A 26,492-nucleotide genomic window follows, 5' to 3' on the forward strand; every position below is an offset into this window, starting at 1 on the left:
GTGTTAAGATAACGTTATTAAACACAAGCATAATGACGGTATAGAGTATGATGCAGTTTCAGGATTTGCGTGAATTTATTGCCTATTTAGAGGAAAATGGGGAGCTTAAGCGGATTGGCCATGCGATCGATCCGGTGCTTGAGATGACCGAAATTAGTGATCGGACTTTGCGGAAAAAAGGGCCGGCGCTGTTGTTTGAAAATCCAGCGGGGTTTGAGATGCCGGTGCTGACCAATCTCTTTGGAACGCCTGAGCGCGTTGCGATGGGGATGGGGCAAGAGAGCGTCGAGGCGCTCACGGATGTCGGCGAATTTTTAGCCTTTTTACGCGAACCTGAGCCGCCAGAAAACTTTAAAGATGCGCTCGATAAAGTGCCAAAATTTAAGCAAGTCTTATCGATGCGCCCGAAACAGGTGAAAAAACCGCTCTGCCAAGAGGTGATTATTGACAAAGAGGCGGTGGATCTTTCGAAACTTCCGGTGATGCACTGCTGGCCAGGCGACGCGGCGCCGCTCATTACTTGGGGACTGACGATTACAAAAGGCCCGCATAAACGCCGTCAAAATATCGGGATTTATCGCCAACAGGTGATCGGTAAAAATCGCATTATTATGCGTTGGCTAGCTCACCGTGGCGGGGCGCTCGATTTCCGTGATTTCCAGCTTAAAAACCCAGGCAAACCCTTTCCGGTAGTGGTGGCGCTTGGCGCTGATCCTGCAACGATTTTAGGGGCGGTTACGCCGATTCCTGATCCACTTTCAGAATATGCGTTTGCCGGCCTTTTACGGGGGAAACGCACCGAGGTCTCAAAAGCGACGCTCCATCCTGAATTATCGGTGCCGGCGCGTGCAGAGATCATTTTAGAGGGGTATATCTATCCTGAGGATATGGCAGAAGAGGGGCCTTACGGTGATCACACCGGTTATTATAATGAGACCGACTTTTTCCCGGTGATGACCGTTGAGCGGATTACGCATCGTGAAAACCCGATCTACCATTCAACCTATACCGGCCGTCCGCCCGATGAGCCTGCGGTGCTTGGCGTTGCGCTTAACGATGTCTTTGTGCCGATTTTGAAAAAGCAATTTCCGGAGATTGTGGATTTTTATCTTCCGCCGGAGGGGTGCTCTTATCGCATGGCGGTGGTGTCGATTCGGAAGCAATATTCGGGGCACGCCAAACGGGTGATGATGGGGGTTTGGTCCTATCTACGCCAATTTATGTATACCAAGTTTATTGTGATTGTGGATGACGATATCAATTGCCGTGATTGGAACGATGTAATCTGGGCGATCACGACGCGAATGGATCCGATTCGCGATACGGTGATGGTGGATAATACGCCGATCGACTATCTCGATTTTGCTTCACCGATTTCAGGACTTGGCTCAAAAATGGGGCTCGATGCCACCAATAAATGGGAAGGTGAAACGGACCGTGAATGGGGGACACCGATTGTGCAAAATCCGGATGTGGTCGAAAAGATCGATGCGCTGTGGGATGAGTTAAAGATTTTTGATTAGCCCCCCCTTAAAAACAACTCAAAAACACCTCAAAAAATGCGGGTCGCACTATACTTATTAGATCAATGATAGAGATAGAGAGTCCTTTTTAAGGGCTCTTTTACCCTCAGCAAGGGGATAAATCTAAGTAAGGGATAAAAAACGGTCGGCACCGCTTAAACGCAAAAGGAGTCAGCATGAAACGGTTGGGATTACTACTGGGAATGGCGCTATGGGTGACAGGTTGCGCGAGCACCTCACTCATCGATTATGCGCCCGATGCGTATTTTGATGCGGAGGTGTCGGAAACGACCAAAGCGGAATTGATCGGACAAAAAGGTCTTTTTGGCGGTGAGATCGCCAGCGTCACTCATGAAAATGGTGATACGCTCATTGAATTAACCCGTTTTGAGCTCAATACGCGCGGGTATCCGATGCGATTTAATCCGGTAGATGGCCATAAAGTGGTGGTGCGCGTCGCCAATTCCCGTATGAATCGAAATTATTATGAGCCGGGAAGCCGATTCTCTGCGGTGGGCGAAATCACTGATATCCAATTTGTTACCTTAGCGGGGCGTAAACAGACGCTCATTATGCTCGAATCGGAATACTATCGCTTCTGGCCACGGGAAGACCGATTATGGCGCGATGATGATCCATTTTGTTTTAACGCATTTGGGTGCTCATCTTATTATGGAGCGGGATATGGATTTTGGCGCTAATGAAACAAGGTGTATAATTGAGCCTGCGCTGACCTGACTCAAAGGATCGTTGTTAGGTCAAACGAGTAGGCGCTCTTTTATTTCCTAAATTATGTATAATATCGCTTTATTTTTGAATCGTCCTATACGGAATCGGAGATAATTTGATACTATTTAGGGTTTCTACGGTATACAATTTTTTAAAAGATAATCAATGAGTTTATTGGCTTTAGGGATAAATCACAAAACAGCTTCAGTGGATGTGAGGGAGAAAGCGTCGCTCGTGCCAGAGCAGATCGAAGCGTTTCTTCACCATGCTAAGCAAAACGGAATTGCAGATGAAGTCGTTGTGTTATCGACCTGTAATCGCACGGAGTTTTATATCCAAAATCTCCGCTCAACGTATGATGAGTTTATTGAGGTGTGGGCAAATCACTCGAATCTGGAAGCGTCCGAGATTCGCAAATATCTCTATGAGCTAAAAAACGATGAGATGGTCTTTCACCTTTTTGAAGTGGCATCGGGACTCGATTCACTTATTTTAGGTGAACCGCAAATTTTTGGTCAATTAAAACAGTCGCTGGCCAATTCCGTCCGTCATGGCATGGTTTCAAAATATCTCCAGCGCCTTTTTCAGCTGAGCTTTTTTGTGGCAAAACGGGTGCGCACGGAGACCAATATCGGTGCTTTTGCGGTATCGGTGGCGTTTACCGCGGTGCAACTCGCGAAACAGATTTTTGATGGCTTAGAGCGTCATCACGTCCTATTAGTCGGGGCGGGGGAGACCACTGAACTTGTGGCGCGTCACCTGTTAGAAGCGGGCGTGACGTCAATCGATGTGGCAAACCGTAGCCTTGATCGTGCGGAAACGATGATTGAGAATTTAGGGCTTAAATCCAATGCCCATACCCTCGATGAAATTCCTGAGCTTTTAAGTCGTGCGGACATTGTGGTGAGCTCAACGGCGGCCAATCATGCTCTCATTACCAAAGAGATGGCGAAAGCGGCGCTTAAAAAACGTCGTAATAAACCGATCTTAATGATCGACCTTGCGGTTCCGCGCGATATTGAAGCGGCGATCGGATCGCTCTCGGATATCTATCTGTATACCGTCGATGATCTCAATTCCATTGTGGAAGATAACCAAAAATCCCGTGAAGAGGCGGCTGAAGAAGCCAAAGCCTTTTTACACGATGGGCTTGCGCGCTGGAATGCGTGGTATGAGCTCTCGGATTTAGGCGAGGTATTAACGCCGCTCCAAGCGTATGCCGAAGAGAAACGGGCACAAGGGGTGCGCCGTGCGAAGAGTCAATTAGCGGCAGGGCATAGTATAGATGAGGTGCTCGATCAGCTCTCCAATCAGTTGCTTGGGCGCGTGCTTCATCCGCTTGTGAGTTATCTCAAAAAAGCCGATGATGACACTCATGAAGCCTTCCTTAAGAAGATTCAGGACGAGTTTAAGTAATTTAATTCGAGCGGTTCAAATCTGATACAATAAGCGGTTTATCTTTCTTTTAATTTTAGGTAGTTTTATGTCGATTTCATTTGAAGAAGCTCAGGAGATCATTGTCCAATCGGAAGAGATCACCTCACCTGCGGAAGTGCAAAAAGCGTACGACGAGATGGGAAAACAGATCACTTACGATCTTGAGCTTGCGGACCCTGTGGTGTTTGTTGTATTAAACGGGGCGCTGATTCCTGCGGGGAATCTCTTACCACGTCTCAATTTCCCTTTCCAAATTGGATATCTGCACGCGACTCGTTATCGCGGTGAGACAAAAGGGTCAGATGAGCTCGTTTGGATCGCAGAACCGAGCATCGATGTGAAAGATCGTGTGGTGCTGGTGGTGGAAGATATCTTCGATGAAGGTACGACGTTAGCGGCGATTGTGAAGAATTTAGAAGAGCGTGGCGCACAAAAAGTTTATTGCGCGGCGTTAATAAATAAAGTTCATGATAGAAAGCCAAAAGAATTTAAAGTAGACTATATTGGGTTAGACGTTCCCGATCGATATGTCTTTGGTTGCGGTATGGATTATAATGAATATTGGCGCAACCTACCCGGGATCTGGGCCTTAAAAGAATAACCAAACAAGACTCTATATGCGAGGTAACAAGACGATGGCAACCCTTAAAAAACGAACGTATTTACAATCACTCTTTCAGGTCTTTATTATTGCTATTTCGATGCTTACCCTGGCAGAGGCGCAATTGAAGCTCGATGTCTCAAAAGAGTCAGAAAAGAGCCGTCCGGTGGGACTGGTTCAATCGGAAGGCATCTCAGCAAAGACCCTTGAAGTGGTGATGAATGACTTACAGCGTTCTGGCCGTTTTTCGCCTAAAAACCTCGCCTATGAATTGGGTCATATTAGTGATGTGAATGCGATCAGCCCCGATCGTTGGCGCACCTATGGCGTGAACTATGTGGTGCACTTTAATAAAGTCAATAACCGTGCATTTCGCGTTAGCGTGAGCGATGGGATGACCAATCGCGCTTGGGGTAATCGTGAATATACCTTCACCTCGCAAAACTCCTCAGAAGAGCGTCGTCAAGCGCACCAAATCGCCGATTATATCTATGAGAGCATCTTAGGTAAAAAAGGGGCGTTTGATTCACGCATGGCTTATGTGTCGCAAAAAGGGCGTCACTTTTCCCTTGTGATCGCCGATTCTGATGGAGCAAATCCTCAAGTTATTTTAGAATCGCGTGAACCGATTCTCTCACCTTCATGGTCGCCCGATGGCTCAAAATTAGCCTACGCGTCGCTTGAAGGTCGCCGTAACCAAATTATGATTCAAGACCTTTATACCGGTAAACGTTCGGTTGTGATCAGCATGCCTGGGATTAACTCAGCGCCCTCATGGTCACCGGACGGTCGCCGTTTGGTCTTTACCTTATCGAAAGATGGGAATCCTGAAATCTATACCGCTAATATTGATGGCTCGAACTTAAAACGACTCACCAATCATTGGGGGATTGATACGGAGCCGGTTTGGTCTTCAGATGGAATGATCTATTTCACCTCAGACCGTGGCGGAAATCCACAAATTTACAAAATGGACGAAAATGGCGGGAATGCCACTCGAGTCACTTTCCAAGGCAACTATAATGGGAATGCAACGATCTCTAGGGATGGAGGGAAGCTTGCGGTGATGCAACGCATCGATCAACGTGGATTTGGTATTGCGGTGATTGATCTGAAAACAGGCGCGGTTAAGCGTATCACCAATGGCGGGAAAGATGAATCTCCAAGTTTCGCGAGCAACGGGGATATGCTTATCTTCTCCGATGGGCGTGGAACGTTAAAAACTATCTCGAGTGATGGCAACAATCTTATGAACTTCCCGGGCATCAGCCGTGACGTTCGCAAGCCAGATTGGTCACCATCGATCAAATAAATTTTCATAATTAATGAGGTTAAGAGAATGATCAAGAAGCACTTAAAATGGGTATCGTTAGCTGTGGCAACCATGGTTCTATCTGCGTGTACAACGACAGGATCAGGCACCTCGGGTAACGCAGGCGGACAAAATGGCGATGATGTGAGCGGATATTACGGTGTAGAAGCGAGTACCTATCACGATGCCAATTACGGTCAACGTGGCACAGCGGATCGCGTTATCTACTTTGATTTCGATTCCGATCGCTTACGTTCAGAATCCTACAGTGTGGTAAAAGCGCATTCGGATGCTCTTAAAAGCACTCCAAATCGTGGCGTATGGTTAGACGGTCATACCGATGATCGTGGATCACACGAATACAACATGGGATTAGGCGAGCGCCGTGGAAACTCTGTGCGTGATGTGATGATCTCAAACGGGGTCAATCCTGCACAAATTCGCGTACGTAGCTACGGTAAAGAATTACCAGCAGTAGCGGGATACGACGAAGGCGCATGGGCACAAAACCGTCGTGTTGAGATTGTTTACTAAGCGGTTTACCCATTCGATAGTGAGTTAATTTAACTCAAGAAGCACTCAAGGAAATGCCATTGAGTGCTTTTTTCGTTCATAATAGAGGAGAATTTCTCCAAACTGATTAGGTGATGGATCATTGAAGACGCAGAACATAGCACTCTATAAACGGATATTATCTTATACGCTGGCCTATCCCGGCACGCTCATCTTAGCGATGATAGCGATTGCCCTTTCGGGCCTCCTTGAAGCGGGGCTCTTTTGGCTATTAAAACCGATTCTTGACGAAGGATTTGTCGGGAAGAATGAGGCGTTTATCAAAATGATGCCGTGGATGATTATCGGCATTTATGTGGCGATGAGTACGCTCTCGTTTACCGGAAACGTGGGCATGCAGTGGGTGGCGCAAAAAGTGATTGAAAAACTGCGCTATCAGATGTATGACCGGCTATTAACGCTTCCGCAAGCGGAATATGATAAGAAATCCTCTGGCGCATTTCTCTCAAAGCTCACTTATGATGTCAATCAACTGCTCACTATCAGTTCGATGGCGCTGGTGACGCTTATTAAAGATTCGTTTATCATCGTTGGGCTTCTCTGCGTGATGTTTTTACAAAATTGGAAGGTGAGTGCGCTTGCCTTTATGATGGCGCCCTTTATCTATTTTGTGCTTAAAACCGTGTCAAATCGCCTCCGCCGTCTGGCGCGAACCATTCAATCACAGATGGGAACGCTCAATCACATTACCGAAGAGACCATTCGGGGTCACCGTGAAATTAAGCTCTTTTCTGCTTATAAAGAGATGCGGAATCGCTTCCGAAAGGTGAATAAAGATATTCGCCATCTCAATATGAAAATTGTCTCTGCCTCTGAATTATCGAGCCCGCTTTCGCAAGTGTTATTGGTGATCTGTGTGGCGGTGGTGATCTGGTATGCCTCGCATCAAGCGGCGCAAGATGAATTTACCGTAGGGGGCTTTTTATCGCTCTTAGCGGCGATGATCGCACTTCTCAATCCGATTAAACGGCTCACCCGCTTAAATGAAGCCTTGCAACGGGGCTTTGCTGGGGCAGAAGGGGTCTTTGAACTCATCGATTCCATTGAAGAACCCAATCGAAAAGGTCATGCCTTTACTAATCTTGAGGGAAAAATCGCCTTTAATGGGGTGGAATTTTATTATCAAGACCAAGAGCGAAAAGCACTCCGTGGGATTAATCTCACCATCGAACCCCGAGAAACGGTGGCGCTTGTCGGTGGATCGGGGAGTGGAAAGAGTACTTTTGCTAATCTTCTTGCGCGCTTTTATGAGCCAACCTCCGGTGAGATTTGTGTCGATGAGGTGAATCTTTCGGAGGTGGATCTAGAGAGTTATCGCAATCAGATCAGTTATGTGGGGCAGAATGTGATTTTATTTGCCGATACCATCGCGAATAATATTGCCTTTGGTCAATCAAAGGTCACAAAAGAGGCGATTATCGAAGCGGCGAAGCAGGCAAACGCGTATGATTTTATTATGGAATTGCCGGAAGGCTTCGATACGATGATCGGAGAAAATGGGGCAAGGCTCTCAGGCGGGCAACGTCAACGAGTGGCAATCGCACGGGCGCTCCTTAAAAATTCGCCAATCTTAATTTTAGATGAGGCGACGAGCAGTCTTGATACCGAAAGTGAACGTCTCATTCAAGAGGCACTTGTGACGCTTTGCCAAAATAAGACGACGATTATTATCGCGCATCGATTAAGTACGATTGAACACGCCGATCGAATCGTGGTGTTTGATCATGGAAAAATTGTCGAAGAGGGGACTCACCAGTCCCTTTTAGATAAAAATGGTTACTATTCAAAGCTCTATCGAGTTTCTGAAGAAGGTGCCGATTAGAGTGGATAAAAAACGATTTTCCTCAAGGGTTGGAAATTGAATGATTTAGGCCAATCCGGGGGAAAATAAAATATGTTTTTATCTTGTAAATAGGGTATTATAGGAAACAAATTGAGCTGTTAAGGTTACAGTATATTTGTTATCTATATTGTTTTTATTAATTGGAGAGAATTTATGAAAAAGAAATTAACAATCGCTATGCTTTCAGGCTTAATCCTTACAACATCAGCAATGGCTCAAGATCAAAAAGGCCTTACTGATCGTCAAGGACAAGGCGTTACTGACCGTCAAGGCGAGTGCGTATTAACTATCGGTGGTACAGCGGACGCTTGTGGCGCACCTGTACAAGAAGTTAAAACTTATGAAGCAGACGCATTCTTTGATTTTGACAAAGCAACGATTAAACCAGCTGGTAAAGCTAAATTAGACGAATTAGTTGCAGAATTAGGCAACAAAAAAGTAAACAGCATTAGCCTTGCAGGTCACACTGACGCAACAGGCCCAGCTGCTTACAACCAAGGTCTTTCTGAGCGTCGTGCTAAATCAGTTGAAGCATACTTAGTATCAAAAGGCGTTGATGCAAACTTAATCAATGCAGTAGGTTACGGTGCAAACCAACCGATCGCTCCGAACGATACTCGTGAAAACCGTGCGAAAAACCGCCGTGTTGATATCACAATCAACTAATTAAAGACGCCTAACCGCGTTAATTAGTGATTCAGATCTAGTTTTAGATCTAAAAGCCCCTCTTCGGAGGGGTTTTTTTGTGCTTTTTTTATGCGTCATCATTTTAGATTTGGTATAGTACAGGAACAATATAGATAATAATGATTGCGTTAGATAGAGTTTTTTGACTATACTTAAGCGTAATTGTAAGATTAATTCGTACTAAACAGATACTTATGAGGAGATAATATAGTGAATAAGTTAAAGTTTGCATTATTAGTGGGTTCTTTAGTGTTCTCCACATCTGCAATGGCCGAAGATAAAACCTTAACTGACCGTTGGGGCAACTTCATTACAGACCGTCAAGGCGACTGCGTACAAACACGTGGTGGTACTGAAGGCTGTGGCGTTACAGTAAAACAACTTTCGTTTGAAACCAACACTTTCTTTGATTTTGACAAAGCAGACCTTAAACCAGCTGGTAAAGCGAAGCTTGACGAGATCGTTGATGAGTTAAAACGCGTTCAAACTAAAGGTATCGCAGTTGTTGGTCATACTGACTCAACCGGACCTGCGGCCTATAACCAAGGTCTTTCAGAGCGTCGTGCAAAATCAGTGGCTGATTACTTAGTTGCACAAGGCGTTGATGCAAACGCAATTCGTTCAGAAGGTCGCGGTGAATTAGAACCTGTGGTACCGAACGATACTCGTGAAAACCGTGCGAAAAACCGCCGTGTTGACATCTTAATCGATGTTAAGAAAGAAGTGGTAAACAAATAATTTTATTTGGTTTAAGACCAAATAACTCTCCATATTTGTAAAAACAGATACGTCTCTTTGAGCGTCACGTGTTGATGAATCAAAGAGACGTTTTTTATTGCCTAAAATAATGAGCGATCGTCATCGGCTATAAGCTGACAAGTTGTTGTAGATTTTTTTGGAGAGTGGGGAGATTAGAGAGGAGATGAGAAGGCTTGAGAGCTGGTGGGGAGAGTTAATAAGAAGGGGCTGTCAATGATGACATTCGGGGGGATTAAAACGAAGGAAAAAAAGGATGCGTCCCCATAATAGCCGTGGCTCGACACTAAGACTCTTGAACGCTTAGGTTCAAGTGGATTCCTAGATGGACTTCTTTAGGCTTCTGAATTAAATCAGCTTGCACACCAAAGGCCAATTAAGGCATTCCAAAATATAAAAATTAGGATCAAGAGGTGTATAGTGTAAATGCCCGTACATAACAGGAACGCACCAGCCTCAATATGCCATAAATTCGCAGTTTTATCAACTTAAGCTCGGGCAATGAGCATGCCATGGACGGAGTTAGCGCCATTATTGATGAGTGTTCTTGCTGATATTTCAAGGGATGTTCCTGTTGTAATTACATCATCAAAAAGAAGAATATTTTTCCCTTCAACAAGGGGCAGGAGTGCTCGATTGATATAAAAGGCGCCATGAAGATTGTCGAGGCGCTCTTTGCGATTCAGCTCGCTTTGGGGTATAAAAAATGCATATTTGTGCAGATAATTGGGTAAAAAGGCGATCAGCGAATTGGGCGCTCCCTGGCAGAGTTTTTTTAGTATTTCAAGGGTTGGATTAAAGCCACGTCGCGCTAGCCGAAACCGGTCGGAGGGCATGGGAATCAGTGTTATTGGTGTACGATATTTTTGTGTGAGCTCCGTGATCCTGTGATCAAAAAAGGGTTGCATGATCGAAGCAATCAGAGAGATCAGTTCTGCGCGATGATTAAATTTTAATTGCTGAATGATCGATTTAATGCCCTCTTTGTAATGAAAGCGTACTGCTAAACTTGAAAGAGCGCTCTCCTCGTGGCAATTTCGGCAAAGATGTTGTCTCACGGTTAATGGGAATGAAAGCGCGACTTGGCAAAGCAGGCACTCTGAGTCTGCAAGGGGGAGATCGTGCGCGCAATCATCACAAAGAAGTGGATGAGATACCGCATCGATCAGCGCACTCTCACACAGCGTACAGTGGCTTGGAAGCGCGTGACGTAAGAGCCCTTGTAACCAACGAAGCGATCTATTCTTCATGAAAATACTCTAAGATCAGCTCTTTTGAAGGGATTTTTAAGGATTGCTCGGGGTTGATCTGTTCAATTACGCCGGCATCGCTCTCTTTAAAGGCGTTGGGATTGAGGCGAATAAGTGCGCCGAGGGTTTTATCAAACGGCGTTCCCATGGCGGTGGAGAGACTATTGACTAGGCGCTCAACAGTTTCACTGACGGGTTTGTGTTGATTGAGGCTCTGCTCTTTAATCGGAATCACACGGCGCGGGCGCAAAATGGTCGCGTTTTCATATTCACCCAACGTTTCTAGTTGCGGGCGATAGATCGTTGTTGATGAGTGCCCGAGCTGGGTCGAATAGGTGCGAGATTTGGCTTTAGGAGGTGGCGCAAGCGTTGGCTCATTTTGTTGCTTATTGTGGTCCTCATAGGCGTTCGAGTCGCTCGCGTCATTGAGCGGTGTGCTCGTTAGTTTTTCGGTTTCAGAGCGGCGTTTTAACAGTGAAAACCCATCTGGAATATCGACGCCCCCAATGGATTGGGCTCTGTTATCAGTCATGGAAGATCTGTCTGATTCAGAGAGGGTGGGATTCTCTTGAATGCCAGTATAGGCCGATTTATCACGGCTTAAGGGCGAGAATCCCGCAGGAATCTCGACGCCGTCGATCTTATAGCTATTCTCTTTTGTCGGCGCCATCGCTGTGTGAGCGGGGGTGTTTTCGCCATTTTTATAGCCGGATTCAAAGGCAAGTGCTTTCTTAGGCTCTTTCACCAGAGTGGGATAGTTGGAGTGAGTTTTTGTGTTTCCTTGGGTATCTCCTTGGATATCCGTATTGGAAAACGCGCGATTGGCTTCCGGATCTTTCACTTTTGCGGCTGGCGTGAAGAGCGGATTACGAAGCTCAGAGGGGAGCATCCATGCAAGTGTTACTTCATATTGACCAAGTCGCATTAGCACTTTTTGCGCGAGCTCATGGGCCTGTTTAATCTCGTTAAGAGTGAGTTCTTTACGAAGTGCGTCGCGAAATGCGATCAGATCACTCGCGCCATGGCGGGCGGCAACAATGCTCCATGCGTATGCTTCTGGAATATTTTTGGGTGTACCCATGCCAAGGCGGGTGAGATTCGCAAGGTTATAGGCGGCATTAATATGGCCGGTAATCGCCGCTCGTTTATAGGCGCGAACCGCTTCAGGATAGTTTCGTTCCACCCCGTTGCCGGTTTGATAGAGTGTGCCAAGATTGTTGAGCGCATCGACATGCCCGCGGGCGGCGAGCTCACTAAATTGAGCAAATGCTTCGCTATAATTTTGCTGATCGTAGGCCTCAATCGCTCCTTTAAAGGTTTGAGCATTGAGTGGCGCACCGAGCACGCTGATTAAAATGAGCGTTATGAGCGGTTTGTTAAAGTTTAAACGTGGCAACAACTGGGTCATGATCACTAAATCGCGTTGGGCTTAAATGAGGCGTATTGAGTGGTGGTGCACTCACCTCAATCAAGGTAAGATGATGATTGTAAAGAATATAATCGAGTACAATCGGCTTGTTTTTATAGCGATAAGTATAGCAAGGTTTCGGGGTGTCATTCCAGATCGACGCTAAGCTTTGATGATCGCGCAGAATCTCGATGGTTTTTGATTGAGGCAGATCATTAAAATCCCCAAGGATCATTAGCGGTTCCTCTTTGTAGATTTGAATCTCGTGTCGAATTTGTTCCGCTTGGGCATTTCGCTGACGCCGGGCGATCTTTTTACGATCATTGGTTGGCGCGTTCATCGATTTAAGATGGCAATTGATGAGGTGAAGAGGTGTGCCATTAAGGTCAAATATGCCATGCAGTGGGCGACGGGAAGGGGAGAGTGCCTCTTTCCCTTCAAGTGTGTTACCGGTAAAAAAGGGAGAGTCTTCGCCAAGTGTGCGTAAATCGGTGAGTGTAATCGGCGCACGATAGAGAAAGGCGGAGCGAATATGATGATTGCGTTCACCGCCTGTTGTAAAGGGCTTTGGCGCAATTTCTGCATAGTGATATTGCGCCTCGCGTGGCTGGTCCTCGTTGAGATAATCCAGTAGCGTTTTATCAATGGTTGCCGGAAGGGGCGCATCGAGATTGACATTTTCCTCCTCAGCAAAGACACCGATCTCTTGGAGCGCAATAATCATCGGGCGTTTGAGTGCGGTATTCACGGCTTCCGTTAAGCGCTCAAAGCGTGTGGCGTGGCTCCATTCCCCTAAATTATCGAGATTGATGGTAGCGACAGAAAGGTCAGTCATTGAATCCTTATGATCGAAAAATATTAGTCGTAATAGTAGTGGCGGCAACTCTCAAGCAGTGTGCGTTGATCCTCGGTGAGATCGCTTTCAAGGAGCGCCTCATAAATCGGGCGAAACGCCTCTTTATAGCCATTACGGCGAACTTTAGCGAACTGATTCCAGATATCTTGTTCCACTTTATTTAAGGTAAACGGCGCATTTTTTGCACGATAACGGAAGAGAAGCGGCGATAGACGGGCATCTTCAAAGAAAAACTCCGTCTCGGCAATTTCATCAAAGGAGAGGCGTAAAATTCGCTCCATCTCTTTCTTATCCTCATCGGGGAAAAAGCCATCATAGAGCTGAGCTTCGGGATCTTGCGGTTCAAGGGCAGAAAAGTCGCGTTTTTCTCGGTAGACTTCGGTGAGTTTCTGCATTAGCTCAAAGCGATGTTTAAAGAGCGTTTCAAAATTTCGCATCACCGTTTCCACATCGACGCTGGTTTGATCAACCCCTTTTAACACCCCTAAAGGCGCAATAATGGGCGTTCGATTGAGATGGATAAGTTTTAGCGGCATCCGCTCAATGCCTTCAGGAAGCGCTTCATCTTTGGTGTAGAGATAGGCGTGAATGTCCGCGCTTGATAGCGTCAAAAGTTGTTCAACATTGCCCATGAGATTTACCGCAATAAGTCCATTTCGATTCCATGGGTGCATCGCGATCGGCATCATGGCGGCGAGATATTGATTATCTGCCCCAAACATGCCGGAAACATGGGTAAAGGGCGTATGATTATCGAGATCGATCTGCCGTTTTAGATCGCGCGCTAGGCGATTGTCAAAAAAGAACTTAAAGAGTTTGGGCTGATGGCTTTTTAAGAGTTTGGCAATGGCAATCGTGGCATAGACATCGCTCAGCGCATCGTGCGCTTTTTCGTGTAGGAGGTTATTCGCTTTTGTCAGATGCTCAAGACGAAGGCTTGCAATGTTCGGATTCTCTTCATTTGTCGGCCACACAATTCCCTCAGGGCGAAGGGCGTAGGTCGCGCGCACCACATCTAAAAGATCCCAGCGAGAATTGCCATTTTGCCACGCGTAGGCGTACGGATCGATAAAGTTGCGATAGAAGAGATAACGGATCATCTCATCGTCAAAACGAATATTGTTATAGCCCAAAATAGTGGTGTTGGGAACTGAAAACAGTGTGTGAATGGCGCTTGCAAACTCCGACTCGGGAAGCCCTTTCTCCTCACACTCCTCAAGAGTAATGCCGGTGATTAAGATCGATTCCGGATTGGGAATATAATCAAGCGCGGGCTGGCAATAGAGATTGACCGGCTCGCCAATGATATTGAAATTATGATCGGTGCGAATCCCCGCAAATTGGGCGATGCGATCCTGTTTTGGGTCGAGCCCAAAGGTCTCTAGATCATAAAAAAAATAGCTCGGAGTCTGCTTCATAGGTTGCCTACGGGTCACAAGATGAATCGGATGGGTGGATAGAAGAAGAGGAAGCCGTGCTTCCTCAAGATAATCGTATTAGAGCGAGAAATTTTCGCCAAGATAGACACGGCGCACATCTTTATTGGCAAGGAGCGCGGTGGTGTCGCCTTCCGCAATGACGCGTCCGGCACTTAAGATATAGGAGCGCTCACAAATGCTTAAGGTTTCGCGAATATTGTGGTCGGTGATGAGAACGCCGATTCCTTTTTTCGCAAGGTCTTGGATGATCGATTGAATGTCCGCGACCGAAAGCGGGTCGACGCCGGCAAAGGGTTCATCGAGCAGTAAAAATTTAGGGCTCAGTGCAAGGCTTCGCGCAATTTCTACCCGGCGACGCTCACCCCCTGAGAGTGAAATCCCGAGCGAGTGAGCAATATGGGTGATTTTAAACTCTTCAAGAAGGCCATCGGTTAAGACTTCCTGCTCTTTTTTAGAGAGATCTTTGCGCGTTTGGCAGATCGCTAAAATATTCTCGCGCGTTGTCATTTTACGAAAGATCGACGCCTCTTGTGGCAGATAGCCAATCCCTAAATGGGAGCGCTCATGCATCGGGAGTTTGGTAATCTCTTTATCATCAATAAAGATCGCGCCCTCATCGGGGGTAATAAGCCCGACTGTCATATAAAAGCTGGTAGTTTTTCCGGCACCATTTGGGCCTAAAAGTCCGACCACTTCACCGCAACTGATATGAAACGAAGCGCCATCGACGACGGTTCGTTTTTTAAAGCGTTTAACGAGTTCTTTGGCTTCAAGTTTCATTATTTCGCCCCTTTTCCAGTCTGAATAGTGATCTTAATCTGTTCCTTTTTCGAGCGACTCGCGGTGACTTTTTTGGTATCGAGGCGATAATCGATCTGCTCAGCTTTGACCACATCGTTCGCCTGAATCACCTCTGCATTCGTCAGAAGCGTTAATAGTTCTTTATTGGGGTAATAGTGCAAGGTTTTCCCTTCACCAAAGACCCACGGATCGTCGTGATTGGGGAGATATTTAATCTTAACGAGCTTTCCTTTTTGTAGGCTCTCAGCCACCACATAATCGAGCGCGCCCTCTTTAAGATAAAAGGTGGCCTTATCGGCTTTAATCTCTAACGTGCCTTGAGTTAATACCACATTGCCGGTATAGATTCCGTAGCCTTCCTCTTGGAAATATTCGCCAGTATCGGAGACGATATCAACGGGTAGATTGCGATCTTCAGGCAGTGCCCACGCCATTTGAAATAGCCATAATCCCGCAAGGAGGGGCAAAAAGAGAGAGCGTTGTTTAAGGTTTCTTCGTTTCATATTGACTCTTAGTTGCGTTGTGCAGTCGATATTCGCCACGGCTCGGGAAGCCTGTTAATCCAATGCCTTCCGTAAAATAACTAGGCGATTCAAGGCGGATAAATAGATCCGTTGAGATGCGTTCCCCTTTATCGTGAATAAGGAGTTTCTCCGTTGTTACCGTCTCTTCATCGCGATTTTCAAGGGGCGGGCGATAGAGTACCACGTTATCTTTTAAGGTAATGAGCGAGCTATCCTCGTTAAGATGGGCGTTATCGCTCTTTGCGGTCCAGCTGATGATGCGCGTTTGATCCGGCTGTAATTCATATTGAATCAGGTTCGGATCTTGGAGAAACGTGCCCATCTCGCCATCAAAATGTTTAAGATAAGGGCCCGTTAAGATCGATGCAAGCTCTCCTTCGGCGTTATATTGCTTTAAGGTGTATCCATACATCTCAAGTTGGGGCTCTTCTGGTTTAATCTCTTTATCGGCAAAGGTTTGCGTGTTGAGATACCACGTGAGATAGATTAAAAATCCCACGAGGGTCAGAAGAGCGAGCCGTTTTAGGAGAGCAAATAGTGTCATGGCATCTCAATTAGTCGAGTGAATAACGCTTTACACCTTGAGGCGTTGCAAGCAGTAAAAGGTCCGCTTTGCGCATGGCAAAAAGACCGTTTGTCACCACACCAGTAATTTGATTTAAGTGCGATTCTAGTTCGGTGGCATTCTCGATGGTGAGTCCTTTGACATCCACAATTACATTGCCATTATCGGTGATAAACCCTTCACGAATGGAGGGAAGACCGCCCAGTTTTTCCACTTCACGCATTACATAATGAGCACTCATTGGAATCACTTCGATCGGAAGCGGGAAAGCCCCTAAGGTATCGACAAGTTTACTGCTATCGGCAATGCAGATAAAGGATTTTGCATGGGCCGCCACGATTTTTTCACGGGTGAGCGCGCCGCCGCCGCCTTTGACCATCTCAAGCGCGTGATTGATCTCATCGGCACCATCAATATAGAGATTAATCTCGGTAATCTCTGAAGGTTCAATAATCGGGATGTTAAGATCGATAATCTGTTTCGTTGTGCGCTCGGAACTTGAGACGACACCCTTAATTTGATCGGCAATCGGGGCGAGCTCTGCGATTAAACAGTCGACGGTTGAGCCGGTGCCAAGGCCTAAAATTTCGTTGGGTTGAATCAGTTCACAGGCCGCTTTTGCGACCAATTTTTTTTGCTCTAAAATGTCCATTTTTGATTAGCTCTAAATCGGGTAAACCCTAAGAAGTTTGCGAATTGTCTATTTATCTAACTCTCATATTATTGTATAGTAGAATTCGGAAATAAACCCTCGAAATCTATAAAGGATAAATATGATTATTGAAAAAGACCAAGTAGTAGCGGTTCATTATACCTTAACTGACGACAATGGCGCGACTCTTGATAGCAACGTAGGCGGTGAACCTCTTGCGTATATTCACGGCCACGGCATGATGATCCCTGGATTTGAAAAAGCACTTGAAGGGGCAAAAGAGGGTCAAGAAGTTACCTTCACCGTAGAACCTGAAGAGGGCTACGGCGTACATCACGAAGAGAACATTATCGATGTGCCAAGAGAAGCGTTTCCTGAAGATGAAGAGATCACGGTCGGTCTTCAAGTAACCGGTAGCGCGCCTGATGGCAGTATGCATATGTTCCGCGTATTAGAAGTCTCTGAAGAGATGATCAAACTTGACGGAAACCATCCTTTAGCTGGAAAGCAATTGCATTTCGACGTTGAAGTGGTATCTGTACGTAACGCGACGGCGCAAGAACTTGACCACGGTCACGTTCATAGCGACGGACACGATCATTAATCTTCTGAAAACTTGTATAATAAGCTAAGAAATGTCAAAGTATTTTGATTTAAAAGGAGAGGTCTTCACGGCCACCGTTCTCTATCTTAAAACGATCGATCTGAAAGCGGTTGAAGAGGCGTTAGTTGCGAAAGTAAAAATCTCTCCTGCTTTTTTTAATCAAATTCCTGTGGTAGTCGATCTTTCTGAAATCGATGCCCGTGATAATCTTGATTTCACGTGGCTCAAGAATCTCTTGATCTCCAATCGGATAATCCCTGTTGCGTTACGTTCGGTGCCTGAGGCGCTTGAGAGTAAGGCGATGAAAGCTGATTGGGCCTTTTTGCCAGAACAGAATGCCCCGAAAACGGTCAGTCAATCTGTGCAAAAACCGCAAGAGCGTCCGCCTGTTGTGGAGCGCATTGTGGAGACGAAAGAGGTTGAGGTGATTAAAGAGGTGGCTGTGCCATCGACGGTGGTCACCCATCAAGTTCGATCAGGCCAGCAAATTGCGATTCCAAGTGGTGATCTCATTATTATCAATACCGTCAATGAGGGCGCAGAGCTCTTAGCGACCGGGAATATCCATGTATATGGACCGCTCCGTGGGCGTGCACTTGCGGGGATTAATGGGAACCGTTCGGCACGTATTTTCTGCCAATCGCTGGAAGCGGAGCTTGTCTCTATTGCAGGACAATATAAGGTGATTGATGAGGAGATCTCGGCCCTTTGGACGGGGAAAGCAGTACAGATCTATCTAGAGCATGATGAAATTAAGATTGAGCGCATTTTTTAATTTATTTAAATAAAATTTTTTAAGAGGGAGAGTATTGAGTGGCACGAGTAGTAGTAGTTACCTCCGGTAAAGGTGGGGTCGGAAAGACCACCACAAGTGCAAGCTTAGCAGCAGGTCTTGCGAAAAAAGGCCATAAAACTGCAGTGATCGACTTCGATGTAGGTTTACGTAACCTAGACCTTATTATGGGATGTGAACGCCGCGTCGTTTACGATTTCGTTAATGTGGTCAATGAGGAAGCGAGCCTTCAGCAATCGCTCATTAAAGATAAGCGTTTAGATAATCTATTTATTTTGCCTGCATCGCAAACACGCGATAAAGATGCGCTCACGAAAGAGGGCGTAGGTAAAGTGATTGATGATCTTAAAAAGATGGATTTTGAATATATCATCTGTGACTCGCCCGCGGGGATTGAAAAAGGGGCGCAGCTTGCGATGTATTTTGCCGATGACGCCATTGTGACGACCAACCCTGAAGTCTCATCTGTACGAGATTCTGACCGTATTTTAGGAATTTTAGCGAGTAAAACGCTCAAAGCGGAAGAGGGCTCTGAAGTGTCGCAACATTTAGTGATCAATCGATATGATCCGAAACGGGCTGATCTAGGCGATATGTTAACGGTAACCGATATTCTCGACATCCTTGGCATTCCGCTTTTAGGTGCAATTCCTGAGTCAGAAGCTGTGCTTCAATGCTCAAACGCAGGTCAACCGGTCATTATGGATGAACAGTCCGATGCAGGCCAAGCGTATATCGACATTGTGGATCGTTTCTTAGGAGAAGATCGCCCACACCGTTTCATCGAAGCTGAGAAAAAAGGCTTCTTCGGACGACTCTTTGGAGGCTAGGAAAAGTATGTTAAAGCGTATTTTTGGTCGACGCCGCCAATCAAATACGGCATCGATCGCAAAAGAACGCCTGCAGATTATTGTTGCGCATGAGCGTATCCGTAATGCAGATGCGCATCCTGATTTTATGCAGGATCTTCAGAAAGATATTTTAGACGTAGTGCGTAAATATCTTCCAGTAGATGGCAAGCAGGTGAAAATTGAAATGGATCGCGAAGAAGGGTGTGATGTTTTAGAGTTAAACATCATTCTTTCTGATAATGAAGATGAGGCTTCAGAAGTCTCTGAAAACGTTGATCAATCTGGAGCAAAAAAAGTCTCTTCAGATCAAGATGAAAAAAACTAAAAAAGTATTTTGCAACGTTTAACAATTTATGTATATTGACTAGTAGCCACATATTTGTGGCTCTTTTCTTGTATTGTCTAGCAATCATCTAAATTAGCGTCTAATATGAGATAAGTATTGGAGGTCTTTTTGTGCGTTTAGATAAATGGTTATGGGCTGCCCGGTTTTATAAAACACGGCGACTGGCCACCGATGAGATCAATAAAGGGCGAGTCCTTGTTAATGAACAATTAGCAAAACCCGCACGCATGATCGCAGAGGGGGATGTTATCACCGTGCGTAAAGCGCAAATGATATTTGAGGTGACGGTATTAAAACTGTTGCCGAATCGCGGGCCTGCGTCCATTGCGGCGACGATGTATGAGGAGCTTCCTCAAAGCATTGAACGGCGTAATCGGGAGCGGGAACTGAGACGTCTTGCGCCGACCATCCGACCAGAAAAGCCAGACAAGCGTGAAAAACGAGAATTACGCAGAGTCAAACAAGGTTTGCATATTGATTAAATTTTAAGGAGATATTAAATGGGGTATCGTAAAGAGGTAGATCTTTTAGGTGAGTTAAACGTTCCAAATCATGCATATTACGGCATTCACACGGTGCGCGCGATGAACAACTTCACCCTCTCTACCCAGACGAATAGTGACACCCCAGACTTTATTCGTGGGATTGTGTATGTAAAAAAAGCATCCGCACTTGCGAATAAAAAGCTAGGGACGGTAAAACCTGAAGTCGCAGATGCGATTATCAAGGCGTGCGATATTTTATTAACGGATGATTCATACTTGAATCAATTTCCGATCGATGCCTTTCAAGGCGGTGCGGGTACGTCGCTCAACATGAATGTGAACGAAGTGGTTGCCAACGTTGCGCTTGAGATTTCAGGATATTCTAAAGGGGATTATGTTCACATTAATCCAAACGATCATGTCAACGAATCACAATCAACGAACGATGCTTATCCAACTGGATTGCGTCTGGCGATGTATAAATGTTCTGAAGATTTGATCGAAAGCGCACTCTATCTTCGTGATGGATTAATGGCGAAAGCAGAAGAGTTTGCGTCGGTATTAAAAATGGGTCGTACACAGTTACAAGACGCCGTGCCGATGAGTCTTGGGCAAGAGTATGCCGCCTTTGCAAATCTTATTACCACCGCGGTGGAAGATGTGCGTGAAACACGCCGTTCGCTCTTATCGGTGAACCTAAGTGGTACAGCGATTGGTACCGGTGTCAATACACCAAAAGGTTACGGCAAAGTGGTGATTGAAGAGTTATCACGAGTAACCGGATATCCATGCCGTTTAGCGGATAATCTCATTGCCGCCACATCGGATCTCACCGATTTTGTGAAGTTCCACGCAACGCTTAAAAACCTTGCGGTTAAACTCTCCAAAATCGCCAATGACTTACGTCTATTATCGTCAGGTCCGCGCGCGGGATTAAAAGAGATCAACCTTCCTGAACTTCAGGCGGGGAGTTCTATTATGCCGGCAAAAGTGAATCCGGTGTTACCTGAAGCGGTGAATAATGCCTGTTTTAAGGTATATGGGAATGATGTGACGGTAACTGCTGCCGCGGATGCGAGCCAATTGCAGTTAAATGCGATGGAGCCAGTCGTTGCGCAAGCGACCTTTGAATCGATTATGTTGCTTAAAAATGCATGCCGATCCCTTCAAGATAAATGTGTAAAAGACACCACCGCAAACGAAGCATACTGCCTCAACTACATCTTAAACTCAGTGGGCATTATCACTTACCTTAATCCTGTGATTGGGCATGGTGAGGGTGATATCGTCGGCCGCATCTGTATTAAGACTGGCAAAAGCGTTAAAGCTGTGGTGCTCGAGCGTAATCTGATGACGGAAGAAGAGTTCGACGAATACTTCAACCTCGATGCGCTTCGCCGTACGGTCGGCCTTCCTTAGGATTTATAGTTAATGTGATCGCGGGCTTGATACTAATTGAGTGCGCGATCATTGCCCTTTATGAGAGATAACACGCACAATTTAAACCGATCACCTTGGTCTTTGCTTCTTGCGGATATCGAGGATTATATTGAGCGTTACCGGAAAGCGTATAGCCCGCACAGCGCGGAGATTAAAGCCTATTCGCTCCGGCAATTTTTAACCTATCTTCAAGAATATAGCATTTCCGAATGGACGCTCTGCGATGAGAAGGTCATTCGGAATTATATTATCTATCGTTCTAAAACCTCGCCCGCCTCTGGGCAAAAACCCCTTAAATCCTCGAGTATGCAGACGCAGCTCGCTTCAATTCGTCTCTTTTTTGATGATTTGGTAGAGCGGGGCATCATTTCCCATAATCCGGCTAAATTAGTTAAGCCGCCGAAATCGTCAAAACGGCTTCCATCGGTTGTGGAGGTGGATCTGTTGGAAAAGATTCTCAATCGCCCGCCCACAAATGAGCATGAAGTGCGCGATCGGGCCATTTGCGAGCTATTTTATTCAAGCGGTTTACGGCTTGCGGAGCTTCAAGCGCTCAATCTTCATCATATCGATTTTGATGATTATGAAGTGCGCGTCATTGCGGGGAAAGGCGATAAAGATCGCATTGTTCCGGTGGGACGCAAAGCGATTGATGCCATTCAAGCGTGGCTTCCGATTCGCCAAGAATGGATGGCAGAAAAAGGGGTGTTAGGCTTTGAGAAGGCGCTTTTTTTATCTGAGCGAGGTAATCGGTTAAGCGCCCGGCAGATCAGTACTCGAGTCAAACGTTACGCTGAAGAGTCGGGGGTGAATATTAATCTTCATCCTCACCTGTTACGGCACTCGATGGCAACTCACGTACTGGAATCGAGCCAAGATATTCGCTTGGTGCAAGAGTTATTGGGGCACGCGGATATTTCCACGACGCAAGTCTATACTCATCTTGATTTTGGCCATCTCACTAAAGTGTTTGACGCGGCTCACCCGCGGGCACGGAAGAAAAAAGAGGACGATTGATTCGTCGATCTCAGATCTCACAACTCTCTCCTTTTGTTTTTTCCCCTCTCACTTCGGATTTAAATATTGGTTAATGTTCAGGCGATAAAAAAGCCCACTTGATCACTCAAGCGGGCTTTGTCGTTCTCTATTATTTTAAGAATGTAATGTCGATAAATATCTATTTAAGGCATTACAGGGCACTCAAATTAAAGAGTTTCGCCACCAACTGCACGGTTACATGGGCAGAGTTCGTCAGTTTGTAACGCATCTAAGATACGAAGAGTTTCTTGTGGGTTACGACCAACGCTATCTGGGTTTACAGAAACGTGTTGGATAACGTTGTGTGGGTCAACGATGTACGTTGCACGAAGTGCTACGCCTGACGCTTGGTCACGAGCACCTAACATGTCAAGAAGGCTACCTGCTGGGTCGCCGAAAGAGTAGTGACCTAATTTATCTAAATCAGGATGCGCACGTCTCCAAGCGAGTTTACAGAATTCGTTATCCACTGAACCACCCATTAATACTGCATCGCGGTCTTCGAAATCTTGAGCAAGTTTGTTGAACTCAACGATTTCAGTAGGACATACGAATGTGAAATCTTTTGGATAGAAGTAAATGATTTTCCATTTGCCTTCGAAAGATTTTTCAGTGATTGTTTCAAACGCTGATTCGCCGTTTTCTTCGGGTTCGTTAAAACCTGGTTTTGCAGCAATTACTTCAAATGGATCTAATTTATCGCCAACTGTTTTTGCGATACCGTAAGTGAATTCATTATCAAAAGTCATATTTGATACTCCTTTTTTGGTTGCTGTGATCTAAACTGTTTAGGAGGAAATTTCATCTCCTCGCTACCCTTTCTATAATAGGGGTCAGATCGCTTTTTTTCAATCTAATCCCCTATTGAATTAACAAAATAGGCTGATTACCCTTTTTAATAAGTTACTGTTGTGGCTTACTATTCTCAGGCGTTTCGGCATTTTGTGCTGGTTTTTCAGCGTGTTCCGGTGTGCGCTCATCATGACTTGATGATTTCGCTTCCGGCGCATCGGACTGACTTGGTTCAGCGCTAGGTGCTTTCTCATTGGTTTGGGCAGGTTTTTGAGCAGATTTATCGGCGTTTGCATCATTCGCGTCCACCTTTTTCTCTGCCGCTTTCACCTCTTTAGTTGTATCAGCTTTAGATGACGATTCCTTAACAGCCGGTGAGGATTCTTCCGTTTTCACCTCTGTCTTCGCTGTCTCGGCTTTAGGCGCCTCAGTTTTTGCAGGTTCAGCGGTTTCCGCTTTCTCCGCATTAACCGCTTTTTCTTCCGCTTGAGGACGTTCTTGACGCTCATTGCGGTTTTGGCGCGGTCTGCGATTACGCTCTTGATTGCCACGAGACTCATCGTCTTTTTTAGCATTGTCAGCAGCATTTGCATTTGCCGCTTTATCTTCTGCCTTTGGAGTATCCGCTTTTGGAGCCTCGTTAGCCGTCTCTTTCACCGCTTCAACCGGTGCTTTGTCAGCTCCTTTGGTCTCGGGCGCTTGAGCTTCAGTCTCTTCAATGCGTGGGCGACCGTCACGGATTTTACGCGTGCGTTTTTCACCATTAACATCTACGATCACTTCACCTTTACGCTCGGTTTTTTGAGGAGCATTTGCATTCGATTCTTGCTCATTTGCCTCATTATTGCGATCGTTTTGGCGATTGCGGCGGTTGTTTTGACGGTTGTCGTTGCGATTGTCGCGCTCTTGACGCTCTTCATTGCGATCATTGCGTTCGTTACGACGATCGTTATCGCGAGACTCCCCTTCTTGACGGTCATCACGTCGATCATCACGGCGATTACGGCGCTCGTTCTGATTTTGACGATTGTCATTGCGGTTATCGTTACGATTATCGCGATCTTGACGATTTGAACGATTGTCTTGGCGCTCACCTTTTTGGTTATCACCGCGTTCGCTGCGGGCATCATTGCGCTCTTGGCGGTTCTGATTATCCTGACGATCACGACGATTTTGGCGCTGATTGCGATTGTCGTTACGCTCATCATTGCGGTTATCGCGACGATTATCACGGCGGTTGTTATCTTGCGCTTGATTCTCTTCCGCTGGGATAAACTCCGCTTTTTGGTCCACATTGCGCTCAACGGTTTCAATTGTATTATTGCGATTTGGGCTCATGCGTACGTTGCGATTGCGATTGGCGTTATTGTTGTTACGACGATTGTTGCGACGCTCATTTTGCTGATTACGGCGTCTGTTTTTGCCGTCCTCTTTTGCGTTATCGCCTTTTTTCGCCTCTTTCTTACCGGATTTTTCCTCTTTTTTATCAAAGAGATCTTTTAAGAAGCTAATAATGGTCTGCAACACTGTGGGTTTTTCGGCCCCTTCACGCACTTCCGTTGGTGGAGGCGTGGTGGGTTTAATGCCGGTAACCGCGGGCGCTGAGAGAATTTGACGATTAAGATTAAGCGCTTTATTGCGCAGATCTTCGGTGGTCACCTCTTCAACAACGACGTGGGTTGAGCTATCTTGCCCAATCGTACCGCTGTCGTTCGTGCGATAACGGGTAATATTAAAGTGCGGCGTATCCATCTCTTTATTGGGGATAATGATGACGCGCGTTTCAAGACGAGTCTCAATATCGAGCATGTCGTCGCGTTTTTCATTTAGAAGATAGATGGCGATATCGATCGGCACCTGCACGATAATTTCAGCGGTTTTCTCTTTTAAGCACTCCTCTTCAATGAGGCGTAAAATCGCAAGGGCAAGCGATTTGGTATTACGAATTGTACCTTGACCATCACAGCGTGGGCAGCTGATATGCGAGGTTTCATCAAGGGATGCACGAAGACGTTGGCGCGACATCTCTAGAAGGCCAAAGCGTGAGATTTGTCCCACTTGAATGCGAGCACGATCCGACGCTAGGGCATCATGGAAGCGATTTTCCACTTCGCGTTGATGCTTGGTTTCGATCATGTCGATAAAGTCGATCACAATCAGACCACCAAGGTCACGGAGTTTAAGTTGGCGCGCGATCTCTTCGGCGGCCTCCAAGTTAGTGTTAAGTGCAGTCTCTTCAATGTCCGCACCCTTTGTTGAACGGCCTGAGTTGATATCGATCGACACCAGGGCTTCGGTATAGTCAAATACAAGCGCGCCGCCTGATGGGAGTTTCACATCGCGTTGATACGCCGTTTGGATTTGTGATTCCACTTGGAAGCGAGTAAAGAGCGGGATATTGTCTTTATAGAGTTTAATCTTGTCGCGGATTTGCGGCATGATGTTATCGATAAAGTTTTCCGCCTCTTTATAGACCTCTTCGTTATCCACTAAAATCTCGCCAATGTCGCCGCGATAGTAGTCGCGAAGCGCACGCACGATGATATTACTCTCTTGGAAAATTAAGAAAGGCGCAGGTTCTTTGCTCGCGTTTTGGATCGCTTCCCATAGCATCACAAGATAGTTTAAGTCCCATTGAAGCTCTTCAGCAACGCGGCCCATACCGGCAGTACGGACGATAAGTCCCATGCCTTCCGGCACTTCGAGATCTTCCATCTGCTCACGTAGATCGGCGCGGTTTTTCCCAGAGATACGACGTGATACGCCGCCTGCACGGGGGTTATTGGGCATTAAGACTAAATAACGGCCGGCAAGAGAGACATACGTTGTGAGCGCCGCTCCTTTGTTACCGCGTTCATCGCGTTCAACCTGAACGATCACCTCAGTTCCCTCTTTGATGAGGTCTTTGAGCGGTGCGTTTTGGTTATTGCTTTCAGCTAAATATTCGCGGGCAATCTCTTTAAACGGTAAAAAGCCGTGGCGTTCAACGCCGTAATTGACAAAACAGGCTTCAAGCGAGGGTTCTACGCGGGTAATCGTCCCTTTGTAGATGTTGGATTTTTTCTGACGATTGGCAATGTTTTCGATATCTAAATCATATAAATGCTGACCATTGACCAGCGCAACTCGCATCTCTTCTTCTTGAGTTGCATTAATTAACATTCGTTTCATGGTGTCTCCCAGTAGG

25 protein-coding genes, 1 other RNA gene and 1 pseudogene are annotated in these 26,492 nt (G+C 46.1%); 16 read left to right on the forward strand and 11 right to left on the reverse strand.

The window, feature by feature from the left end:
• The first annotated feature begins 50 nt into the window (after positions 1 to 50).
• The 9 genes from ubiD (at position 51) to OXI21_RS02335 (ending at position 9,443) form a co-directional block, all read left to right on the forward strand.
• A complete protein-coding gene (gene ubiD / locus OXI21_RS02295) occupies positions 51 to 1,523 on the forward strand; it encodes a 4-hydroxy-3-polyprenylbenzoate decarboxylase (protein WP_279619391.1) in 1,473 nt (490 codons plus the stop codon).
• 176 nt (positions 1,524 to 1,699) lie between these two features.
• A complete protein-coding gene (locus OXI21_RS02300) occupies positions 1,700 to 2,224 on the forward strand; it encodes a Slp family lipoprotein (protein ID WP_279617941.1) in 525 nt (174 codons plus the stop codon).
• 193 nt (positions 2,225 to 2,417) lie between these two features.
• The gene (gene hemA, locus OXI21_RS02305; protein WP_279617943.1) at positions 2,418 to 3,668 is read left to right on the forward strand and encodes a glutamyl-tRNA reductase; all 1,251 of its coding nucleotides are present in this window, start codon (positions 2,418 to 2,420) and stop codon (positions 3,666 to 3,668) included.
• Positions 3,669 to 3,735: 67 nt separating this feature from the next.
• A complete protein-coding gene (locus OXI21_RS02310; RefSeq protein WP_279617945.1) occupies positions 3,736 to 4,290 on the forward strand; it encodes a hypoxanthine-guanine phosphoribosyltransferase in 555 nt (184 codons plus the stop codon).
• Between the two features lie 34 nt (positions 4,291 to 4,324).
• Positions 4,325 to 5,602, forward strand: coding sequence for a Tol-Pal system beta propeller repeat protein TolB (gene tolB, locus OXI21_RS02315; protein WP_279617947.1), 1,278 nt, complete (start codon positions 4,325 to 4,327; stop codon positions 5,600 to 5,602).
• A gap of 27 nt (positions 5,603 to 5,629) precedes the next feature.
• Positions 5,630 to 6,136, forward strand: a complete 507-nt coding sequence (locus OXI21_RS02320; protein ID WP_279617949.1) for an OmpA family protein — start codon at positions 5,630 to 5,632, stop codon at positions 6,134 to 6,136.
• Between the two features lie 121 nt (positions 6,137 to 6,257).
• Positions 6,258 to 7,997, forward strand: coding sequence for a lipid A export permease/ATP-binding protein MsbA (gene msbA / locus OXI21_RS02325; protein WP_279617950.1), 1,740 nt, complete (start codon positions 6,258 to 6,260; stop codon positions 7,995 to 7,997).
• Positions 7,998 to 8,171: 174 nt separating this feature from the next.
• A complete protein-coding gene (locus tag OXI21_RS02330; protein WP_279617952.1) occupies positions 8,172 to 8,684 on the forward strand; it encodes an OmpA family protein in 513 nt (170 codons plus the stop codon).
• Between the two features lie 231 nt (positions 8,685 to 8,915).
• A complete protein-coding gene (locus OXI21_RS02335) occupies positions 8,916 to 9,443 on the forward strand; it encodes an OmpA family protein (protein WP_279617953.1) in 528 nt (175 codons plus the stop codon).
• Between the two features lie 275 nt (positions 9,444 to 9,718).
• On the opposite strand, the gene ssrS is transcribed toward OXI21_RS02335, so the two are convergent.
• The 9 genes from ssrS to rpiA all read right to left on the reverse strand — a co-directional run bounded on the left by ssrS (position 9,719) and on the right by rpiA (position 16,956).
• Positions 9,719 to 9,910: non-coding RNA, 6S RNA (ssrS, locus tag OXI21_RS02340), on the reverse strand.
• Positions 9,911 to 9,949: 39 nt separating this feature from the next.
• The gene (locus OXI21_RS02345) at positions 9,950 to 10,711 is read right to left on the reverse strand and encodes a hypothetical protein (RefSeq protein WP_279617954.1); all 762 of its coding nucleotides are present in this window, start codon (positions 10,709 to 10,711) and stop codon (positions 9,950 to 9,952) included.
• The gene (locus OXI21_RS02350; protein WP_279617955.1) at positions 10,701 to 12,119 is read right to left on the reverse strand and encodes a tetratricopeptide repeat protein; all 1,419 of its coding nucleotides are present in this window, start codon (positions 12,117 to 12,119) and stop codon (positions 10,701 to 10,703) included. Before OXI21_RS02350 ends, OXI21_RS02345 begins: the two co-directional genes overlap by 11 nt.
• Positions 12,088 to 12,954, reverse strand: a complete 867-nt coding sequence (locus tag OXI21_RS02355; RefSeq protein WP_279617956.1) for an endonuclease/exonuclease/phosphatase family protein — start codon at positions 12,952 to 12,954, stop codon at positions 12,088 to 12,090. Before OXI21_RS02355 ends, OXI21_RS02350 begins: the two co-directional genes overlap by 32 nt.
• 23 nt (positions 12,955 to 12,977) lie before the next feature.
• Positions 12,978 to 14,393, reverse strand: coding sequence for an exodeoxyribonuclease I (sbcB, locus tag OXI21_RS02360; protein WP_279617957.1), 1,416 nt, complete (start codon positions 14,391 to 14,393; stop codon positions 12,978 to 12,980).
• A gap of 78 nt (positions 14,394 to 14,471) precedes the next feature.
• Positions 14,472 to 15,197 carry an LPS export ABC transporter ATP-binding protein gene (gene lptB / locus OXI21_RS02365; RefSeq protein WP_279619392.1) on the reverse strand — a complete coding sequence of 242 codons (726 nt, stop codon included), beginning with the start codon at positions 15,195 to 15,197 and terminating at the stop codon, positions 14,472 to 14,474.
• Positions 15,194 to 15,718 (reverse strand): lipopolysaccharide transport periplasmic protein LptA, encoded by a 525-nt coding sequence (gene lptA, locus OXI21_RS02370; protein WP_279617958.1) that lies wholly within the window; start codon positions 15,716 to 15,718, stop codon positions 15,194 to 15,196. The genes lptB and lptA overlap by 4 nt, the downstream gene beginning before the upstream one ends.
• Complete coding sequence (lptC, locus tag OXI21_RS02375; protein ID WP_279617959.1) at positions 15,699 to 16,283, reverse strand: LPS export ABC transporter periplasmic protein LptC; 585 nt, start codon at positions 16,281 to 16,283, stop codon at positions 15,699 to 15,701. Before lptC ends, lptA begins: the two co-directional genes overlap by 20 nt.
• A 10-nt stretch (positions 16,284 to 16,293) precedes the next feature.
• Positions 16,294 to 16,956 (reverse strand): ribose-5-phosphate isomerase RpiA, encoded by a 663-nt coding sequence (rpiA, locus tag OXI21_RS02380; RefSeq protein ID WP_279617960.1) that lies wholly within the window; start codon positions 16,954 to 16,956, stop codon positions 16,294 to 16,296.
• A gap of 121 nt (positions 16,957 to 17,077) precedes the next feature.
• Between rpiA and OXI21_RS02385 the strand changes: the two genes are divergently transcribed.
• The 7 genes and pseudogenes from OXI21_RS02385 (at position 17,078) to OXI21_RS02415 (ending at position 22,492) form a co-directional block, all read left to right on the forward strand.
• The gene (locus OXI21_RS02385; RefSeq protein WP_279617962.1) at positions 17,078 to 17,560 is read left to right on the forward strand and encodes a peptidylprolyl isomerase; all 483 of its coding nucleotides are present in this window, start codon (positions 17,078 to 17,080) and stop codon (positions 17,558 to 17,560) included.
• Positions 17,561 to 17,591: 31 nt separating this feature from the next.
• Complete coding sequence (gene minC / locus OXI21_RS02390; RefSeq protein WP_279617963.1) at positions 17,592 to 18,335, forward strand: septum site-determining protein MinC; 744 nt, start codon at positions 17,592 to 17,594, stop codon at positions 18,333 to 18,335.
• A 38-nt stretch (positions 18,336 to 18,373) separates the two neighbouring features.
• Positions 18,374 to 19,183, forward strand: coding sequence for a septum site-determining protein MinD (minD, locus tag OXI21_RS02395; RefSeq protein WP_279617964.1), 810 nt, complete (start codon positions 18,374 to 18,376; stop codon positions 19,181 to 19,183).
• Positions 19,184 to 19,190: 7 nt separating this feature from the next.
• Positions 19,191 to 19,442, forward strand: a pseudogene (gene minE / locus OXI21_RS02400) (cell division topological specificity factor MinE); the annotation flags it as partial.
• 218 nt (positions 19,443 to 19,660) lie between these two features.
• A complete protein-coding gene (locus OXI21_RS02405; RefSeq protein ID WP_279617966.1) occupies positions 19,661 to 20,032 on the forward strand; it encodes an RNA-binding S4 domain-containing protein in 372 nt (123 codons plus the stop codon).
• Between the two features lie 18 nt (positions 20,033 to 20,050).
• Positions 20,051 to 21,454, forward strand: coding sequence for an aspartate ammonia-lyase (locus OXI21_RS02410; protein WP_279617967.1), 1,404 nt, complete (start codon positions 20,051 to 20,053; stop codon positions 21,452 to 21,454).
• 60 nt (positions 21,455 to 21,514) lie between these two features.
• Complete coding sequence (locus OXI21_RS02415) at positions 21,515 to 22,492, forward strand: tyrosine recombinase XerC (RefSeq protein WP_279617968.1); 978 nt, start codon at positions 21,515 to 21,517, stop codon at positions 22,490 to 22,492.
• A 188-nt stretch (positions 22,493 to 22,680) separates the two neighbouring features.
• Here the strand turns inward: OXI21_RS02415 and OXI21_RS02420 are convergent, their stop codons facing one another.
• Positions 22,681 to 23,262 (reverse strand): peroxiredoxin, encoded by a 582-nt coding sequence (locus tag OXI21_RS02420; protein WP_279617969.1) that lies wholly within the window; start codon positions 23,260 to 23,262, stop codon positions 22,681 to 22,683.
• Positions 23,263 to 23,416: 154 nt separating this feature from the next.
• Positions 23,417 to 26,476: an Rne/Rng family ribonuclease gene (locus OXI21_RS02425; protein WP_279617970.1), complete on the reverse strand. Its 3,060-nt coding sequence runs from the start codon at positions 26,474 to 26,476 to the stop codon at positions 23,417 to 23,419.
• Between the last annotated feature and the right edge of the window lie 16 nt (positions 26,477 to 26,492).

Origin of the sequence: Ignatzschineria sp. RMDPL8A, assembly GCF_029815055.1 — a bacterium.
Classification (GTDB): Bacteria; Pseudomonadota; Gammaproteobacteria; order Cardiobacteriales; family Wohlfahrtiimonadaceae; genus CALZBJ01.

Coding starts and splice junctions, on each gene's coding strand:
- ubiD (WP_279619391.1), top strand. CDS start 51: ATGCAGTTTCAGGATTTGCGTGAATTTATTGCCTATTTAGAGGAAAAT.
- OXI21_RS02300 (WP_279617941.1), top strand. CDS start 1,700: ATGAAACGGTTGGGATTACTACTGGGAATGGCGCTATGGGTGACAGGT.
- hemA (WP_279617943.1), top strand. CDS start 2,418: ATGAGTTTATTGGCTTTAGGGATAAATCACAAAACAGCTTCAGTGGAT.
- OXI21_RS02310 (WP_279617945.1), top strand. CDS start 3,736: ATGTCGATTTCATTTGAAGAAGCTCAGGAGATCATTGTCCAATCGGAA.
- tolB (WP_279617947.1), top strand. CDS start 4,325: ATGGCAACCCTTAAAAAACGAACGTATTTACAATCACTCTTTCAGGTC.
- OXI21_RS02320 (WP_279617949.1), top strand. CDS start 5,630: ATGATCAAGAAGCACTTAAAATGGGTATCGTTAGCTGTGGCAACCATG.
- OXI21_RS02330 (WP_279617952.1), top strand. CDS start 8,172: ATGAAAAAGAAATTAACAATCGCTATGCTTTCAGGCTTAATCCTTACA.
- OXI21_RS02345 (WP_279617954.1), bottom strand. CDS start 10,711: ATGAAGAATAGATCGCTTCGTTGGTTACAAGGGCTCTTACGTCACGCG.
- OXI21_RS02350 (WP_279617955.1), bottom strand. CDS start 12,119: ATGACCCAGTTGTTGCCACGTTTAAACTTTAACAAACCGCTCATAACG.
- OXI21_RS02355 (WP_279617956.1), bottom strand. CDS start 12,954: ATGACTGACCTTTCTGTCGCTACCATCAATCTCGATAATTTAGGGGAA.
- sbcB (WP_279617957.1), bottom strand. CDS start 14,393: ATGAAGCAGACTCCGAGCTATTTTTTTTATGATCTAGAGACCTTTGGG.
- lptA (WP_279617958.1), bottom strand. CDS start 15,718: ATGAAACGAAGAAACCTTAAACAACGCTCTCTCTTTTTGCCCCTCCTT.
- lptC (WP_279617959.1), bottom strand. CDS start 16,283: ATGACACTATTTGCTCTCCTAAAACGGCTCGCTCTTCTGACCCTCGTG.
- rpiA (WP_279617960.1), bottom strand. CDS start 16,956: ATGGACATTTTAGAGCAAAAAAAATTGGTCGCAAAAGCGGCCTGTGAA.
- OXI21_RS02385 (WP_279617962.1), top strand. CDS start 17,078: ATGATTATTGAAAAAGACCAAGTAGTAGCGGTTCATTATACCTTAACT.
- minC (WP_279617963.1), top strand. CDS start 17,592: ATGTCAAAGTATTTTGATTTAAAAGGAGAGGTCTTCACGGCCACCGTT.
- OXI21_RS02410 (WP_279617967.1), top strand. CDS start 20,051: ATGGGGTATCGTAAAGAGGTAGATCTTTTAGGTGAGTTAAACGTTCCA.
- OXI21_RS02415 (WP_279617968.1), top strand. CDS start 21,515: ATGAGAGATAACACGCACAATTTAAACCGATCACCTTGGTCTTTGCTT.
- OXI21_RS02420 (WP_279617969.1), bottom strand. CDS start 23,262: ATGACTTTTGATAATGAATTCACTTACGGTATCGCAAAAACAGTTGGC.
- OXI21_RS02425 (WP_279617970.1), bottom strand. CDS start 26,476: ATGAAACGAATGTTAATTAATGCAACTCAAGAAGAAGAGATGCGAGTT.